The following is a 16,613-nucleotide window of genomic DNA, read 5'->3' as shown; positions in this document are numbered from 1 at the left end:
TATTTTTTATTTGCCTCAAGACTGATCTAAAAGACGGTTTAAGGGCGCTAGGTTTGCGCCCGATTACTACGGGCGGGCATAAAAAAACCGCGATCGGTGATCGCGGTTTTCAGGGGTTAACGCTTGGGGTCAGGCTTCGTCCAGCTCGGGCAATGCCGTGTCAATCGCCTTGGCAGGCTGTACTTCGTCATGGCGGCGAATGTACTTCCAGTCGTCCTCATCGATATAAATACCGTTAGGCCCGCTGCCGCCCTCAAGGTCGATGGCCACATGCGCACAGACCTGCGGTTTCACGCTCGCCAGAATCGGTACAAACCCCAACTGCAAGCTGGTTTCGAGCAGCGCGGTCTGGTTCTTTTCATCGATGTCCGCCGCCTCATCCAGGTAGTACGGCAAACGGATGCGCCCGGCCTGCTCGCGGTCCATCAAGTGCAGCAACAAATACATGTTGGTCAGCGCCTTGATGGTCATGGTGGTGCCGTTGGACGCAGCGCCGTCAATGTCGGTATGGATCACCGGCTGGCCGTTGACCTTGGTGATCTCGAACGCCAGTTCGAACAAGTCCTTGAGGCCCAACTGGTTATGGTTGGCGGCCACGAGGCGAGCCAGATACTCCTTGGCTTCCTCGTTTTTTGTGTCCTGTTCGGCGCTTTGGCTGAGGTCGAATACCGAAAGGGTTTCGCCTTCTTCGTACTGGCCAGCGCTGTGGATAATTTGATCGATGTGCTTGAGGGCTTCCTTGTTGGGGGCCAGCACGATGCGGAAACTTTGCAGGTTGGACACCTGACGCTTGTTGATCTCGCGGTTGAACAGCGCCAGTTGATGCTCAAGGCTGTCGTAGTCACTGCGAATGTTGCGCAACGTGCGGGCGATATCGGTCACCGCCGCACGACGCGCTTTGCCCAGGGTCAGGGCTTCTTCGGTACGGTGCGCGTAAGCGTTAATCAACAGTTGCAGGCGGCGCTCCATGTCGTCTTCGCTGTCGAACTTGGCCACGCCCTTCAAGCGCACTTGAGCATAAAGGGCTTCGATCTGGCCATCACAGCGCAGCAGGCCTTGCCACGTGTCCTGGTAGTCGTTGAGCAGCGGCAGCAGGTTGTCCATGGAGTCGTCGACCGGGTCCATGAACGGCGTACCGAACGGCAGGTCGGCGGGCAATAATTGACGGCGGCGCAGGCTGTCATCCAGCGTGCGCTGTTTGGCTTCCATGTCGCCCAGTTGACGGGCGACCAGTTGCAGCTTGGCCGACAGCTGTTGAACGCGCTCGGTGAACGCATCGCTGGAGCGCTTCAACTCGTCCTGGGCGGCTTCTGCCTGAGCCAGTTGTTCCAGTTTCTCGCCTTCCTCGGCACTCAGCGTCTGGCTGCGGCGGAAGTCTTCCAGCGCTTTTTGCGCGTCCAGTACCTGTTGGTAAAGCGACTCGGCTTCACTCTTGCTCGCCGCCCGATCAGACGTCACGGCTTGCTGGGTTTTGAGCTGCTTGAGTTCTTTGTCCAGACGCTCTTTTTGATCGCGTAACGCGGCCCGGTCTGCCAAGGCCTGCAAGGCAGGTGGCTCGATGTGGCTGAGGTCAATCGACAACCCCGGTGCTTCAAAGCGCTCGCCTTTGAAGCCGTCGAGGATCATCTCCAGTGATTTGACCCACGCGTCGCTGTCGTCCAGTGCAATCCCGTGTTCGCCCAGCGGCAGGCTGAACAGGGCGCTGTTGAACAGGCGCATCAGGCGCTCAACATCCTGTTGCGAAAACTCTTCGCGCAGGCGTGCGTAGCTGTTGTTGTCGGCGTGATCGAGTTGCTGCTTGACCGACTTCAGGCGTTTTTCCAGATCCCGGACCCGTTCGTCCAGGTCCTCGGCGCTGAACTGCCGCGATTGCGCCAGGGCACCGGCCAGTTCGTCGTGGGCGTCCTTGGCGGCGAGCAACTGCTGCTCCAGCACCTTCACATCGTCCACCAGGGCAAACCGGTGCTTGAGCACGGACAGCTCGCCCAACCAGCGCTGGATGCCGGAGATTTCACGCTCCAGGCGCATCAATTCCTGAGTGCTGCTGCGCTGATCGTTTTGCAGCGCGTCTTGCTCGTGACGGTAGTGCTCGGACTGGGCCAGCAGCTCTTCTTTGCGGGCCCCCGAATAGTCCTGCCACGTACCGAGCAATGAGTCGAGCAGGGGAGACAGGCGGTGCAACTTGCCGCGCAGCAGATCGCGCTGGCGCACCCCGGCCGCCAGCGACTCAACCAATGGCCCGGCACCGACCAGGGCGTTGTAGTCCTGCTCCATGCGGCGTACGTCGCGGAAGGCCTCTTCACAAGCGGCAATGTAATCCACACTGCCCGAGCGCAGGCTGTGCTCGAAGGCATCGAGGAACAGCTGCTTGAGTTTGGCGGCGGTGATTTCGCGCATGTGCAGCAGGTTGATAAACAGCGCGCGGAAGGTCTTCAGGCTTTGCTCGCTGGTGGAGCGCAGCGGGATCAGTGTGAGGTCGAGCGGGATGGACGTGTGGCCGCCCACCAGCAGGCGCCGCAGTTCATCGGGTTTGAGTTCGTAGGCTTTAAGGCCGTTGCGCTCAAGGTTGTTGAACAGCTCTTTTTGCCGCAGGCAGGTGTCGTCTTTTTGGTAATGCGCCAGGTCCAGTTGACCGGCGTAGGCAAAAAACTGGTGCCCGAAACCGCCGCCCGGGCCACGGCCGACCACGCCAATCACGTGCGGGCCATGGGGCAGCGACACTTCGACGAGGATGTAGCTGGTGTCGGAGGCAAAGTAAAAACGCCGCGATTGTTCGAGGCTGTACTTGCCGAAGCTCATGTCCGACATGCGCGCCAGAATCGGGAACTGCAAGGCGTTGATCGAGGCCGATTTGCCCAGGTTGTTGGCCCCGTACACCGACAGCGGGTGTTCCAGCGGGAACAGCCCGAGGCTGTAACCGGCAGTGTTCAACAAGGCAAAACGGCGTATTCCGTAGCGTTCCTGGCTCATGCATCCATCTCCTGTTGCTCGGCGGCAATGGCACGCGCCAGTGCGGCTTCTTCGTCTTCTTCCTCGACCTCGGGGTCGTCACCGGCCAGTACGGGCGTCGGCAGCGGCAAGATGCTGTGCAGGCTGGCGGCCAGATCGCGGTCTTGTTGCACCGACAGGCACACATCCAGAAAACGGTGCATCGGCGGCAGAAAGCGGTAAATGCCGTTTTCTTCACCGGCAAAGCCGAGCTGGGTCATGCGGCGCATGATCTTCTCTTCCAGCTCGTCCTGAGTGGTGACCTCGGCCTGTACGAACAGGTCGCGGTATTTTTCCAGCAGCGCGGGCAGTTCGTCGCGGCCCAGGCTGCCGCCATCGAGCACGGCAATCGGGTCGCGGCCCTGATCGGCCAGGTGCTCGACAATGATGAACGTGAACAGCGCCAGACGCTGTGCGGTCTTGTTCACCTGGGCGGTGGCCGTGTCGGGGACGAAGTAATAAAAACCGCGGGTGTCACACACCAACTCAAAGCCCAGCGCCTTGAACAGCGCGCGGTATTGATCCTGGAAATTCGACAACTGCGCGTACAGCTCGGGGTCGCGCCGGCTGACGTGATAGCCCTTGAACAGTTCGCGAAAAATCGGTGCCAGTTGGGACAGTTCAGACAGATCAAGATGCATGGAGAGGGCTCGCAGTAGGCTCGGTTGCGTCTTCGCTACGTGACAGCAGGGCGAAAGAGCGCAAGCTGACCACGTGTTCGTGGGTGTGATACTCGCGGCGTTCGAGACGCTCGCGCACGAAGCGTTTTTCCCGCGACAGGCGCGAGAACCAGTACAGCAATTCGTCGGTGTCGCCGTCGGGCTCTTGTGCCAGCAACCAGTTCATCAAGTCCGGCATGGGCAGTGCATCGCTGCAGCGGTCGAGCATTTCTTTGACCGTGCGCGGCGCCTTCGGGGCTTCGCCGCCTTTTTGGGTTTTGTGCGCCTTGGGGAACCGCGCAGGTTTTGGCTCGAAGCGCGCCAGCGCATACACGTACGCTTCCACTTGGCTGGCGCTGCCCAGAAAGGTGCTTTGCGGGCGGGTGAACATCGGCATCGCCGCTTGTGGCACGGCGTCCAGCCCTTTACGGCGGATCGCGGCCAGCGCCAGCGCCGCGCCGCGGGTCACGGCATTGTGGCGGCGGGCTTCTTCGCGCAACGGCAACAACAGCTCGCGCGCATGGCGCAGGGTGAGTTGAGCGCTGGTTTGCATTTCGAGGATCCGCGCGTGGGTACGCAGCAGCATGTCGTCGTCGACCAGGTGGCCGAGGCGCTGCTGTTCGCTGAGCATGCGCAGCAGCACGTTTTCAACCTTGCGCACACCTTGCTCGAAGGCGCCGTCGGCGTTGACCAATTGAATCATCGGCTCGACGTATTCATCCCACGTCGCCAGCACTTCGGCATACCGCTGGCGCAACGGGATTTGCCGGTCGCTGGTCTTGGCACGTTCTGCCACGGCCACCAGCGCCTGCTCATCGTTGGCCAGTTTTTTCAGCACATCGCGCACGCGCATGTCCAGCAGACGCAGTTGACGCGCCAGATCGTTGCCGTCGCGGATGTCGAACGCATCCTGGATATACCCCGCCAGACGCTCAAGGTGGCGCAGGTAGGCTTCGATTTCCAGGCACAGGCCGAGGCGGTGTTCGCGCCGCAAATAGGCCAGGAAGTCATGGATTTGCGCATTCAGCTCGAAGCGGTTCGGGCTTTTGGCGACCGGCACCAGAATGTCGAGCCGGATCCAGCTGTCGAGCACGTGGGTGATGTCTTGAGGGGTGCTGTCCAACTGATGCGCCGCCAATTGCAGGCGCAGTTCGCTGAGGCTCAACGTGCCTTGGTCGAAGTGTTCGCACAAGGGCTCAAGGAGTGCCCAGTGCTCGGCGAGGGCACGTAAAACGCGCTTGGGTTCGATCATGGGAAGGCCGGTCGATTGGCAATGAAAGGCGGCGATTGTACTGCGCACATCTTCCCTTGGCGATCTGCCGCCCGAGCGCCTGCCCACCGTTTAGCGATCAACTGCGGGCGGGAAGGGCAGAAGGGCGGTAGAATCCCCGTTCTTTTGTTATCCACAGATGGCCGACCCTTGTTGAACGAGTCCCGCCGCCGCGCTTATTTGACTGCCATGCAGGTGGTCACCTGGTTACCGCGCACCGAATTGCCGTTCGCCGCCCCGTCGCGGCCTGAACTGCTGGTGGTCCCCGAGCCGCCCGCAGCGCCGGTCATGGCGCCGCCTGTTGCCCAGGTGGCGGCGGTGCCGAGCAAGCCTGCCGAACGCCCGAAGATCGAAGTGCCACGCCCGTCCGTCACCCCGCGTGCAGCGAGCAAACCGGTCGCCGAAGCCGACACTGCGCCCGTGGTGGCCAAAGTAGTGCCCTTGCCGGCGCCGCGTTTTGCGTTGCAATTGCTGCGCGCCGGTCGCTGCCTGGTGCTGGTGGAGTTACCCACAGGCGGCGCGTTCCAGAGCCGCGATCCGGCTTACCTGTTGCTCAAAGACATGCTGCGCGCTGCCGGACTGCCGGACAGCCCGCAAATCATTGGCGAGCCGATTCGCTGGCCGTTGCTGCGCCGGGGCAATGTCGATCAGGGCCCGGAGGCCGCACGGGAATTTGTGCAGGGTTTTTTGATGGCGCGCCTTGAAGACATCGAGTGTGCGTGTTTATGGCTGATCGGGCTGCCTGCCGTGCGTTTTGCGGGCCAAGCCAATGCCGAAGCCTATCACCGCGATCTGGACATTGAAGGGCTGGGCTGCGTCTGGGCGCTGCCGGGTCTTGAATTATTAATGGATGAGCCACACCGCAAAGCGGATGTGTGGCAAGCCATGCGCCGGCTGATGGCGCGCTGGAAACCAATCAATGAGTGACGCTGTAACTTTTCGCCCGATGACCGAGGCGGACCTCGATGCCGTGTTGAAAATTGAATACGCCGCCTTCAGCCACCCCTGGACGCGCGGGATATTCCTCGACGGGCTGGGCAAGTACCACATCTGGTTGATGTTTGAAGGCGAGCAGCAAGTGGGGCACGGTGTGGTGCAAATCATTCTCGATGAAGCGCACCTGCTCAATATCACGGTCAAACCCGAAAGCCAGGGCCGCGGCCTTGGGCTTAAATTGCTGGAGCACTTGATGTCCATTGCTTACCAGCATGACGCCCGCGAGTGTTTCCTTGAGCTGCGCGACAGCAACACCGCCGCGTTCAAGTTGTACGAGCGTTATGGCTTTAACGAAATCGGCCGCCGCCGCGACTATTACCCGGCCGTGGGCGGGCGCGAAGATGCCGTGGTCATGGCGTGTACGCTGGTTGACTGACGGCATCCCCCTGGCAACAACCCGTTCCATAAAGGCACCCGTACAAGACCCGGCGTCAACCGCCTGTTCACGGGAGCAATGCCCCCTCTCCCTTGGGGAGAGGGTCAGCCGAGGGGCGTTTAATCCTTGCGGCCCACCGGATCAATATCCGCCAGCTCAGCTTCATCCAGGCCACGACCTGCGCCGATCTCGTCTTCATTGACGACGCTCAAATCCCAGTCTGCCGCGCCACCCTCTTCTTCAAGGGCTTCGTAGGCATCCCGGGCACCGTCTTCAGGTATTAGCATGTCGGCGTCCAGATCGTCCGGGCTGGAATCACGCCCCGGCAGCGCCGCGCCACTGATTTCGCGGTTGCGCGGTCGATGCTCGCCCACATGGCGCGTGTACTCTTCATCGGTCACCAGATCGTCCAGTGATTCATGTGTGTCCACAGGGTCGTCAAAGTCGAGCGGTTCCACCGAGCCCATGCGGTCTTCGGTGTCGTCGATGTCCAATGGTTCTTCTGCCCCGAACGGGCGACGTGAATCGGTCATGGTAAATCCTCATACTGTGGGGCCTTGCCAGGGGCTGTTCGCGTTGCATTGCATGCCGCGTTGCTGGGTCACAGATAGCCGGGCAAGGTTCAGAGCGGCGTTGCTAGACGCTGATTGGGAACACCCAAACCCCGTGGGTTTTCATCGCGGCTACTATGAAACGGCAACAGACCCTAGGGTGGACTGTAGTCAAGCGTGAAGATTCCACCCGATTGATCGCCGGATTTGGCATTTGCCCACGTGACGTCGACCGCCGGTCGGCTGTCAAAGCTGAGCATCAACTCTTGAGGCCTTACCGCATGAACGAACTACAAGACCTGATTGATAACAACGCGCGCTGGGCCGATGCGATCAAGCAGGAAGATCCCGAATTTTTCGCCAAGCTGGCCCGCCAGCAAACGCCGGAATACCTATGGATTGGTTGTTCGGATGCCCGTGTACCGGCCAATGAGATCGTCGGCATGTTGCCCGGCGATCTGTTTGTGCACCGCAACGTGGCCAATGTTGTGCTGCACACCGATTTGAACTGTTTGTCGGTGATTCAGTACGCCGTGGATGTATTGAAGGTCAAACACATTCTGGTCACTGGCCACTACGGCTGTGGCGGCGTGCGTGCTTCGATGAAGGACCAGCAATTGGGGCTGATCGACGGCTGGCTGCGCTCGATCCGCGACCTGTATTACGAAAATCGCGACGTGCTGGCGCTGTTGCCCACCGAAGAAGAACGCGTAGATCGTTTGTGCGAACTCAACGTCATCCAGCAGGTGGCCAACGTGGGTCACACCAACATTGTGCAAAATGCCTGGCACCGCGGGCAGAGCCTGTCGGTTCACGGGTGCATCTACGGGATCAAGGATGGTCGCTGGAAGAGCCTGAACACGACCATCAGTGGGCTTGACCAATTGCCGCCGCAGTACCGGTTGCGGCCGGTCAATCCCGTTTAACGATCGCGGTTCATCCTGCCCCTCTCCCACAGGGAGAAGGGCAGGGCGAGGGGTTAGGGCATCACCGGCGCCACATAAGTCAGCGTCGTGCCCAACGCCCACAGCAAAAACAGCACCAGTGGCGTGTGCACCAGCAATTGCACGAACGAGAAACCGATCAGGTCCCGTGCTTTCAAGCCCAGTACACCTAGCAGCGGCAGCATGTAAAACGGGTTGATCAGGTTCGGCAAGGCTTCAGCCGCGTTGTAAATCTGTACCGCCCACCCCAAGTGGTACTCCAGATCATTGGCGACTTGCATCACGTAAGGCGCTTCGATAATCCATTTGCCACCCCCCGACGGGATGAAGAACCCCAGCACCGCCGAGTACACGCCCATCAACACGGCGTAGGTATCGTGGGACGCAATCTGCACAAAGAACGTGGAGATGTGATGCGCCAGGGTTTCGCCGTTTGTGCCCTTGACCACGGTCATCAGGGCCGCAATCGAGCCGTACAGCGGAAACTGGATCAGCACCCCGGTCGTGGTCGGCACGGCGCTGGCCACGGCATTCAGAAAACTGCGCGGGCGCCAGTGCAGCAATGCACCGAGCATCAGAAACAAAAAGTTGTAGGTGTTGAGGCCTGAAATGGCGCTGATTGCCGGTTTGGTCGAGAACTCGTGGAACAACCAGCCCGCCGCCAGCAACACCAGCAAAAGGGTCAGCACCGGACTGTATTCCAGCCACTCGCCGGGTCGTGTGCGCGCCGGCAGTTTGGGGAGGCTGAAGGCCGGATCAACGCCGCAGGCCGCCGCATCCCGGGCCGATTCCGGCCCCGGCGCCGTGGCGTAGGCAACGATCAGCGACACCACCACCAGCGCTGCCAGCAACACACCGGATTGCCACAGAAAGATGGTTTCAGTGAACGGGATCACCCCGGTGATTGCCAGAATCGAAGGCGGCAGGCTGGCGGGGTTGGCCTGCAACTGCGCGGCCGAGGATGACAGCCCCAGCGCCCACACCGCCCCCAATCCCAGATAGGCGGCTGCACCGGCGGCGCGATAGTCCATGCGCAGGTTCGTGCGGCGGGCCAGCGCCCGCACCAGCAACCCGCCGAACACCAGCGACAACCCCCAGTTGAGCAACGACGCCACCATCGAAATCAGGGCGACCCAGCACACCGCCTGTCGGCCGTTTTTCGGGACGTGTGCCAGTTTGTCGATGAGTTTGACCGCAGGCGGTGAGCTGGCCACCACGTAGCCGCCAATCACCACGAAGCACATTTGCAGGGTGAAGGGGATCAGGCTCCAGAAGCCGTCACCGAACGCCTTCGCGGCATCCGTGGGTTTGGCACCCATCGCCAGGGTGGCCAGTGCCACGGTGATCACGGCGACGGCGGCAAACACCCATGAGTCAGGGAACCAGCGCTCCGCCCAATTGGAGCAGCGCAGGGCAAAGCGGGCATAACGGCTGGATTCAATCTCAGCGGCCATGGGAAATACCTCGTTGTTCTTATGATTATGGTGACGCCTGCGCGCAGCCTTGCAGAGCGTCAAGGCATCAGCGGCGGCGGGCCAATACAGTAAATCAATCGACGGGGATTTCCGATGGGCAGTCGCTTTGAACCAACTCGCGAGGTCTACAGTCACTGCCTGTAAGCGGCAATGGTGCCGTTGTGTAACGACCTGACTACAAGGAGTTCACGATGAAAGAGCAAACGTGTGATTGTCCGGACTGCAACTGCAAAGTGGGTGCCCAAGGCGTGGAGCGCGACGGGAAACAGTACTGCTGCAAGGCGTGCGCCGATCATCACCCCGACGGTCAGGGGTGTGCGTCATCCAGCGGTTGCCATTGCGGCGATAAACGCTAAATGAGCTGAGTGCAGACTCGCGCAGTCGTGGACTGCGCGTTTGTGCCACTGCCCTTCATGTTGAAGCCAGGCGCCATTTCACGTTGGCAATGCCTTTTCGTTCCATTTGCGCGCGATCGAGCTTTTTGGCGGCTTCGCGTTCATTGCGGGCAATGCGTTCAACCCCTGCGTCACAACCCGCCCAGTACCAGGCCGTGAGATTGTCCAGAGCGGCGTGGCGGATGATGAATGACTTGGGCTCGCCATGCAGCGTGTAGTCAATAATGAATAATTTTGCCGAGTTCATGATTCAGACATTTCTCCCTGTGTTGAGTAAGTGAGTCTCTGGCTTTCAAAAAATTCACTCCAATTGACGGTCGTCGACATCGGTTCAGGGCTATCTGCCAGTGGACTGATGTGGATCCATTAAAAGGTGAATTTTTTTGATGAGCGGTCGTCTCACCCTCTCTAGAAAATCGGCCTGACGCCGATGTCGTTGTATGCAGCCCCCATTCCCTCAGGTATCCCATGTTTAACAAACGCATGAAGCAAGAGCTAGCGGCTCTTCGTGAAGAATTGTCCAGCCTGCAGCAAGTCAGAGAGAGCCTGGACAGCGAAATGCTGGTGCTCTCGCTGGGAGCGGATGGGCGGATCGAGACGGCGAATCACAACTTCACGCAAGAAATGCACTACGCAAACAGTGCGCTGGTGGGGCGGCACATTGATGAACTGGTGCCTGCGCACCTGAAAAACGACGAACATTACCGTCGGTTCAAAACGGCGATGACCCGCAACGAGCATTTCAGCGGCACCGTGCGATTGCTGCGCGGCAATGGCCAGGAGGCATGGCTGCGCTCGATCATGCAGCCGATTCTGGATTCCAGCGGGCGTGTGCTGCGGATTTCGATTTTCTCCAGCGACCTGACGCGCACCATCGAAACCTCCCGCGACCACGAAAACCTGATGAGTGCCCTGTTGCGTTCCACGGCCGTGATCGAGTTCAACCTCGCTGGCGAAGTGCTGACGGCCAACGATCGCTTTTTGCACGGCATGGGGTACACCCTGGCGCAAATTCAGGGCAAGCATCACAGCCTGTTTTGCACGGCTCAGGAGCAGAACAGCGCTGAATACGAGGCGTTCTGGAAGCGGCTCATTGCCGGTGAATTTGTTGCCGGGCGTTTTCAGCGCGTTGACAGCCATGGCCGTGACGTCTGGCTTGAAGCCTCGTATAACCCGGTGCGTGACGCCAATAACACCCTGTACAAAGTGGTCAAGTTCGCGACGGTGATTACCGATCAGGTCCACCGGGAGCAGGCGGTTTCAGAGGCGGCGGGTATCGCTTACAGCACGTCTTTGCAAACCGATGAAAGCGCCCAGCGCGGCACCAAGGTGGTGACGCAAGCCGTTGAGGTCATGCGGGATCTGGCCAAACACATGCAACAGGCCGGCGATGGTATCGAAGCCCTCAACGATCAGTCGCAAGTGATTGGCAGCATCGTCAAAACCATCAGCGCGATTGCCGAGCAAACCAACCTGCTGGCGCTCAATGCCGCGATTGAAGCCGCCCGCGCCGGGGAGCAGGGGCGCGGTTTTGCGGTGGTGGCCGACGAAGTGCGGCAATTGGCCTCGCGCACCAGCAAAGCCACGGAAGAGATCATCAACGTGGTGCGTCAAAACCAGGACATGGCGCGTGACGCCGTGACCCTGATGGCCGACGGCAAATTGCAGGCCGAACAGGGGCTGGCATTGGCGGCGGAAGCGGGCACGGTGATTGTCGAAATTCAGGACGGCGCGCAAAAAGTGGTGGATGCGGTCGGGCAATTCGCCAACCAACTGTCGACCTGAGTCGTGATGCACGAGGGTTGCGCATAAGAAAAGTAACCCTCGAGTGACGGAAAAAGAACGTCTGGGAGTAAACTCTGCGCTTTCCAAAGGAGTTTCTATGAGTCTCTACCAGTCGAGCATTCTGGCTAAACCTATCCCTTCGCAAGCGCGTTACCTGTTTTTCGCTCTCAAGTCAGTAGAAGCATTGCCGGCTGCACTCGACGTTCTGTCGCAGTGGGTGGACGGCAAAAGCGTGGTGGCGGGGTTTGGCTCGCCGCTGGTAATGGCGTTGGGGGCTAAGGTTCCAGGCTTGCGCGTCTTTCCGGCACTCAATGCCATGGTTGAAAACCCGTCGACCCAGCACGCCCTGTGGTTGTGGCTGTTGGGTGATGACCGTGGCGAGCTGCTGCATCGCAGCCAAAAAATCGAGACGGCGCTGGCGTCAGCCTTCAACCTGCTGCAAGTGACGGAAGGCTTCCGCTACGGCACCGACCGCGACCTGACCGGCTACGAAGACGGCACGGAAAACCCGGTGGACGATGCAGCGGTCGAGGCCGCCATTGTTGCCCATGCAGGCCCGGGCCTGGACGGCGGCAGCTTTGTTGCGATCCAGCAGTGGCAGCATGATTTGAACGGTTTTGCGGCGCTGCCGTCCGAAGAGCAAGACAACATCATGGGCCGTCGCATGAGCGACAACGAGGAACTGGACGACGCGCCAGCGTCCGCCCACGTCAAGCGCACTGCGCAGGAAAGCTTCACACCTGAGGCCTTTATCGTGCGCCGCTCGATGCCGTGGACTGAAAACGGCAAGTCGGGCCTGATGTTTGTCGCCTTCGGTCGCACCCTCAACGCCTTTGAAGTGCAACTGCGCCGCATGAGCGGCATGGAAGACGGCATCATTGATGGTCTGTACCGCTACAGCCGACCGCTCAATGGCGGCTATTACTGGTGCCCACCGATGAAAGACGGCCGCCTGGACCTCGCAGCGGTGTGCGCGGGCTAACCCGTTTTGGTGTTCTCCCCCTGCCTTGGCTGAACCGTTTTTTTAAGGTTTGTCTGATGTTTCACATGCTGCTGGCTCCCTAGGCTGGCAGCATGAAGCTCAAACAGTTTTTCCGTCCGTTAGATGCCTCGTTCTCGACCTCAATCGCAGCGCGTACGTTGCTGCGTTCTTTTTTCGTGGCGTTGCTGCTTTCGTTGTTCGGCGGGCTCTATGTCTATGTGAATTCCAGCTTTGACCGGGAGATATCCAAGCGTCGCGGCTACATGAGCGGCGCCATTCTCGAAGCCCAGCGCTTTTTTACCGGCCATGAAATTCTCCTCAAGAACTTGAGCTTGTCGGCGGTGCGCAACACCAGACCCGCCCCCCCTGAAGCGCAAGCAGACAGCGACGAGTTCCAGCTGGTGTTGGGGCAGGGCGTCCATTCGTGGAGCCTGTGGCAAACGTCCCGCGAACTGGATTACCTGCGCAGCCAAAAAATAAACCTGCTGTACGTCAAGGCGGGCAACGCTTTGCAGGCCGAGCGCCTGACGCAGGCGGCACTCAACCCCGTGGCAGTGAACCAAGACGTATTGCGTCAGCTCAAGGCGCTTGAGCACTCGCAGGCGACGGTCACCGGTGAGCATTGGTTTAACGCCACGCCGAATCTGGTTATGACAGAAAGCTCGGCGCTGTACCTGTTTACCTTGCTCGACAAGCGTGACCCGGCGTCAGGCTGGCTCGGACTGGAGATCGAAGGCGCGGATATTTCCGCAGCCATGGACCGCAAGCACGCGGGTGACTTTGTCGTGCTCAATGCACGGGGGGAAGAAATCTTCGCCAGTGCCTTGAACCCTGGCCTGCGACAGGCCCTGCAACGGTTTCCCGGTGATCGGCATTTTGGTTTTACCGGCGACGGGCTGTTGCCCGATTACCTGATCATGCGCAACCAATTGGGGTATGCCGACCTGCACGTGGTGTACTCGATGGAGTTCAGCCACTTGCTGCTGGCCATGCGCGAGCCGTTGTTGATTGCCCTGCTGCTGGGGTTTGGCAGTGCGCTCGGGATGGGCTTGCTGGTGCGGCGCATTGAGCGGCAGTTAATCACCCCGGCGATTTACCGCAAACAGGCCCTGATCGAAAGCGAGGCGTTCAGCCGCGCGGTGATCCAGACCGCCCCTGTCGCGTTGTGTGTGCTGCGTCGCGCGAACGGTGCCGTGGTGCTGGAAAACACCCTCGCCCAGCATTGGCTGGGGCGCGGCCGTGAACGCGATGAGCTGTGCCATGAATGGATCGATCACGCGTACAACAACGACGGCATTCACCGCATCGATGAATTTTCGGTGGCGGGGCGTCATCTGCACATCAGTTTTGTCGCCACCCGTTACAAGGGTGAAGACGTGTTGCTGTGTGCATTCAGCGATATCAGTGCGCACAAGGAAGTCGAACTGGCGCTGGAGCAGGCCAAGCGGGAGGCTGACAAGGCCAATGAAGCCAAAACCCTGTTCCTCGCCACCATGAGCCATGAAATCCGCACACCTTTATATGGCGCGCTGGGCACCCTGGAATTGTTGGGTCGCACCCAGCTCAACCCGCGGCAACAGGAATACCTGCACGCCATTCAGAATTCGTCGTCGACCTTGTTGCAGCTGATTTGCGACGTGCTCGACGTGTCGAAAATCGAGGCCGGGCAATTGGCGCTGGAAGTCAATGAATTCGCACCGCTGGACCTGATTCAAGAGGTGGTCAACGGCTATTCGGCCGCCGCGCAAAGCAAGGGGTTACAGCTGTACGCACACATCGACCCGCACTTGCCCGATCAATTGATCGGGGACAGCCCGCGTATCCGGCAGATCCTCAACAACCTGTTGAGCAACGCGGTCAAATTCACCGAAAGCGGGCAGATCGTGGTGCGGGTCAACGTGCAAAGCCGGATCGACGAGCGCGTCACCGTGCTGTGGCAAGTCACAGACACCGGGCAGGGGATCGCGCAGCAAGACCAGCCGTTCCTGTTCGACCCGTTTTACCAGACCGGCAACCGCGCCAATGTGATTACCGGCACCGGGCTGGGCCTGTCGATTTGTCAGCGCCTGACGTACCTGATGAGCGGCAGCATGCGGGTGGTCAGCGAGCCGGGGCTCGGCAGCAGCTTTACCTTGACCTTGCCGCTTGAGCAGAGCAACGCGACGCCCGTGAGTGCGCTGGTCGAGTTGTTGCCAGAAACGGTGTTTGTGGTGTCGTCGATGCAGGAAATGGCCGAGAACATCTGTGGCTGGTTGCGCCGCTGGGGCGCGAGGGCGCAAGTGTTGCGGGCGGGCATGGACATCAGCGACAGCAGCGCCGTGCTGGTTGAACTGCACCCCGGCGAATACCAGCAGCACCTTGCGCCCGACTGGCCGGGGCCGGTGATCGTGGCCTGCGGCAACGTCTGCTTTGCCCCGCCCGAGCAAGAAACACCGCAATGGCACGTCAACTTGAGCTACTTGCAAGACCTGCGTCGCGCGGTCAGCCAGGCTCAGGGGTTGAGCCCCTATGCGCGGCCTGTCGGGCCGGGCACCCGTGTCTACAAACCGCTGGGCCTGCATGTACTGGTGGTCGAAGATAACGCCATCAGCCAGTTGATTCTCAAGGATCAGCTTGAAGAGCTGGGCTGCACGGTGGATCTGGCCTCGGACGGGCTGGAGGCGCTGGCGCTGTGGCAACAGTCGACCTTTGACCGGGTGCTGACCGACGTCAACATGCCCCGCATGAACGGCTATGAACTGGCCACGCAATTGCGCCAACGCGATAGCAGCGTGCCGATCATCGGCGCGACCGCCAACGCTCAGCACGAAGAGCGCGAGCGCTGTCTGGCGGTGGGCATGAATGAATGCCTGGTCAAACCCTTTGGCCTCAGTGCCCTATTTACCTGCCTTGAGCAAACCGGGAGAAAGTCTCATGCCGTATAGCGTTCTGATTGTGGAGGACCATCCTTTCCAGCATGAATACTTGCTCAACTTGTTCCGCGACCTGGGCAACATTCGTGTCGAAGCCGCCCGCGACGGCAATGAAGCGTTTGAGTGGCTGCAAAAACAACCGTTTGATCTGGTGCTCACCGACTTGCTGATGCCGGGCATGGACGGCGTGCAACTGATTCAGCGGCTGGCGTCTTTGCCACACAAACCTGCCCTGGCGATCATGAGCGCGGCCTCGCGGCGGATGATTGTCAGCGCCAGTCTGGTGGCGCAAAGCATGGGGTTGAGCGTGGTGGGGCAGTTGTCCAAGCCGGTCGTGCCGCTGGCGGTGCGTACGTTGATGACCACGCTGGATAAATTGATCACCACCGATCAACCCGTCGCCCGCGAGCCACTGGTGCTGGAGCGCGAAACCCTGCGTGACGCCATGCGCAGCGGGGCGTTACAGGCGTGGTTCCAGCCTAAAAAATCCCTGCACGACGGGCATATCGTGGCCGCCGAGGCGCTGGCGCGTTGGGTCCATCCGGAACTGGGGTTGCTGATGCCGGCTGATTTCCTGCCCTCGCTGGTGAGCCTGGGCCTGGAAAAAGAGCTGTTGCTGCTGTTCATCAAGCAAACGATTGCTGCCCAGGCGAGCTGGACCAGTCAGGGGTACGACATCCCGGTGTCGATCAATTTGCCCACCCATTTGCTCGACGACGATGACCTGGCGGATGCGCTTCATGATTACGTGCGCGCGCAAGGCGGGATCCCGGCGAAACTCGCTTTTGAGCTGATGGAGTGCTCGACCACGCAGGACATCAGCAAGTATTACGCGGGCGCCTGCCGGTTGCGCATGAAAGGGTTCGGGCTGGCGCAGGACGACTTTGGCCAGGGGTTCAGCTCGTACTTCAACTTGGTGTCCACGCCGTTCACCGAGTTGAAAATCGACCGGGCGCTGGTACACGGGTGTGTGGAAAACGAGAACCTTGCGTCGGCGCTGGCCAGTATCGTTGCGCTGGGGCGGCAATTGGGGCTCGAAGTGGTGGCCGAAGGGGTTGAAAGTCAGGAAGAGTTGGCCTTGTTACGCAAGCTCAACTGTGACCGGGTGCAGGGTTTTCTCATCTCGCGTGCCGTATCATCGGGCCACTTCGGCCACCTGCTGCACGAAGACGCACCGCCGCGTCTGCACTGACCTCACCCTCGGCATCCCGTTGTTTCTAAAAGGTGAAGACCGCACGCATCGGCCGGCGTGCGCTCGACTAAACTTCGAGCCAGCGCCG

The 16,613-nt window shown here is 60.2% G+C and carries 14 protein-coding genes and 1 pseudogene; 9 read left to right on the top strand and 6 right to left on the bottom strand.

Translation table 11 applies throughout. The annotated features are described in order from the left end of the window. Window positions 1–129: 129 nt before the first annotated feature. From mksF to mksB, 3 genes are read right to left on the bottom strand one after another with little or no spacing between them, the layout of a single operon-like run. Window positions 130–2,970, bottom strand: a complete 2,841-nt coding sequence (gene mksF / locus IF654_RS18995; RefSeq protein WP_047273291.1) for an Mks condensin complex protein MksF — start codon at window positions 2,968–2,970, stop codon at window positions 130–132. Continuing rightward, complete coding sequence (gene mksE, locus IF654_RS18990) at window positions 2,967–3,629, bottom strand: Mks condensin complex protein MksE (protein WP_047273292.1); 663 nt, start codon at window positions 3,627–3,629, stop codon at window positions 2,967–2,969. The genes mksF and mksE overlap by 4 nt, the downstream gene beginning before the upstream one ends. Further along, complete coding sequence (gene mksB / locus IF654_RS18985; protein ID WP_048375528.1) at window positions 3,619–4,899, bottom strand: Mks condensin complex protein MksB; 1,281 nt, start codon at window positions 4,897–4,899, stop codon at window positions 3,619–3,621. Before mksB ends, mksE begins: the two co-directional genes overlap by 11 nt. Window positions 4,900–5,067: 168 nt before the next feature. Between mksB and IF654_RS18980 the strand changes: the two genes are divergently transcribed. After that, window positions 5,068–5,844: an energy transducer TonB gene (locus IF654_RS18980; protein WP_194862148.1), complete on the top strand. Its 777-nt coding sequence runs from the start codon at window positions 5,068–5,070 to the stop codon at window positions 5,842–5,844. Next, window positions 5,837–6,289 (top strand): ribosomal protein S18-alanine N-acetyltransferase, encoded by a 453-nt coding sequence (gene rimI, locus IF654_RS18975; protein WP_047281800.1) that lies wholly within the window; start codon window positions 5,837–5,839, stop codon window positions 6,287–6,289. The genes IF654_RS18980 and rimI overlap by 8 nt, the downstream gene beginning before the upstream one ends. 119 nt (window positions 6,290–6,408) lie before the next feature. Here the strand turns inward: rimI and IF654_RS18970 are convergent, their stop codons facing one another. Next, the gene (locus IF654_RS18970) at window positions 6,409–6,822 is read right to left on the bottom strand and encodes a hypothetical protein (protein ID WP_048375531.1); all 414 of its coding nucleotides are present in this window, start codon (window positions 6,820–6,822) and stop codon (window positions 6,409–6,411) included. A gap of 299 nt (window positions 6,823–7,121) precedes the next feature. Between IF654_RS18970 and can the strand changes: the two genes are divergently transcribed. Beyond that, on the top strand, window positions 7,122–7,766 hold the full coding sequence (gene can, locus IF654_RS18965; RefSeq protein ID WP_047273297.1) for a carbonate dehydratase: 645 nt from the start codon (window positions 7,122–7,124) through the stop codon (window positions 7,764–7,766). A gap of 53 nt (window positions 7,767–7,819) precedes the next feature. Here the strand turns inward: can and IF654_RS18960 are convergent, their stop codons facing one another. After that, window positions 7,820–9,238 (bottom strand): short-chain fatty acid transporter, encoded by a 1,419-nt coding sequence (locus IF654_RS18960; protein ID WP_047282063.1) that lies wholly within the window; start codon window positions 9,236–9,238, stop codon window positions 7,820–7,822. A 212-nt stretch (window positions 9,239–9,450) separates the two neighbouring features. Between IF654_RS18960 and IF654_RS18955 the strand changes: the two genes are divergently transcribed. Then, window positions 9,451–9,615 (top strand): metallothionein, encoded by a 165-nt coding sequence (locus tag IF654_RS18955; RefSeq protein WP_080960279.1) that lies wholly within the window; start codon window positions 9,451–9,453, stop codon window positions 9,613–9,615. 55 nt (window positions 9,616–9,670) lie between these two features. Here IF654_RS18955 and IF654_RS18950 read toward each other — a convergent pair whose 3' ends face one another. Continuing rightward, on the bottom strand, window positions 9,671–9,901 hold the full coding sequence (locus IF654_RS18950; protein WP_047273299.1) for a DUF6555 family protein: 231 nt from the start codon (window positions 9,899–9,901) through the stop codon (window positions 9,671–9,673). A 221-nt stretch (window positions 9,902–10,122) separates the two neighbouring features. Here IF654_RS18950 and IF654_RS23345 point away from each other — a divergent pair. From IF654_RS23345 to pvrR, 5 genes and pseudogenes are all read left to right on the top strand, one after another. Next, window positions 10,123–10,899 (top strand): annotated as a pseudogene (locus tag IF654_RS23345) (PAS domain-containing protein); the annotation flags it as partial. Between the two features lie 108 nt (window positions 10,900–11,007). Continuing rightward, entirely contained in the window at window positions 11,008–11,439 is a 432-nt protein-coding gene (locus IF654_RS23340; RefSeq protein WP_371057820.1) for a methyl-accepting chemotaxis protein, read from the top strand. Window positions 11,440–11,536: 97 nt separating this feature from the next. Then, complete coding sequence (locus IF654_RS18940) at window positions 11,537–12,421, top strand: Dyp-type peroxidase (protein WP_047273301.1); 885 nt, start codon at window positions 11,537–11,539, stop codon at window positions 12,419–12,421. 92 nt (window positions 12,422–12,513) lie between these two features. Then, entirely contained in the window at window positions 12,514–15,345 is a 2,832-nt protein-coding gene (locus IF654_RS18935) for a response regulator (RefSeq protein WP_047281802.1), read from the top strand. Continuing rightward, window positions 15,335–16,525, top strand: coding sequence for a response regulator cyclic di-GMP phosphodiesterase PvrR (pvrR, locus tag IF654_RS18930; protein WP_047281803.1), 1,191 nt, complete (start codon window positions 15,335–15,337; stop codon window positions 16,523–16,525). Before IF654_RS18935 ends, pvrR begins: the two co-directional genes overlap by 11 nt. Window positions 16,526–16,613 lie beyond the last annotated feature (88 nt).

The sequence above is a fragment of the Pseudomonas lundensis genome, from assembly GCF_015377145.2.
GTDB classification, from domain to species: domain Bacteria; phylum Pseudomonadota; class Gammaproteobacteria; order Pseudomonadales; family Pseudomonadaceae; genus Aquipseudomonas; species Aquipseudomonas lundensis.
The sequence above is the reverse complement of the archived record's forward strand: the minus strand, read 5'-3'. Positions and strand labels throughout refer to the sequence as shown.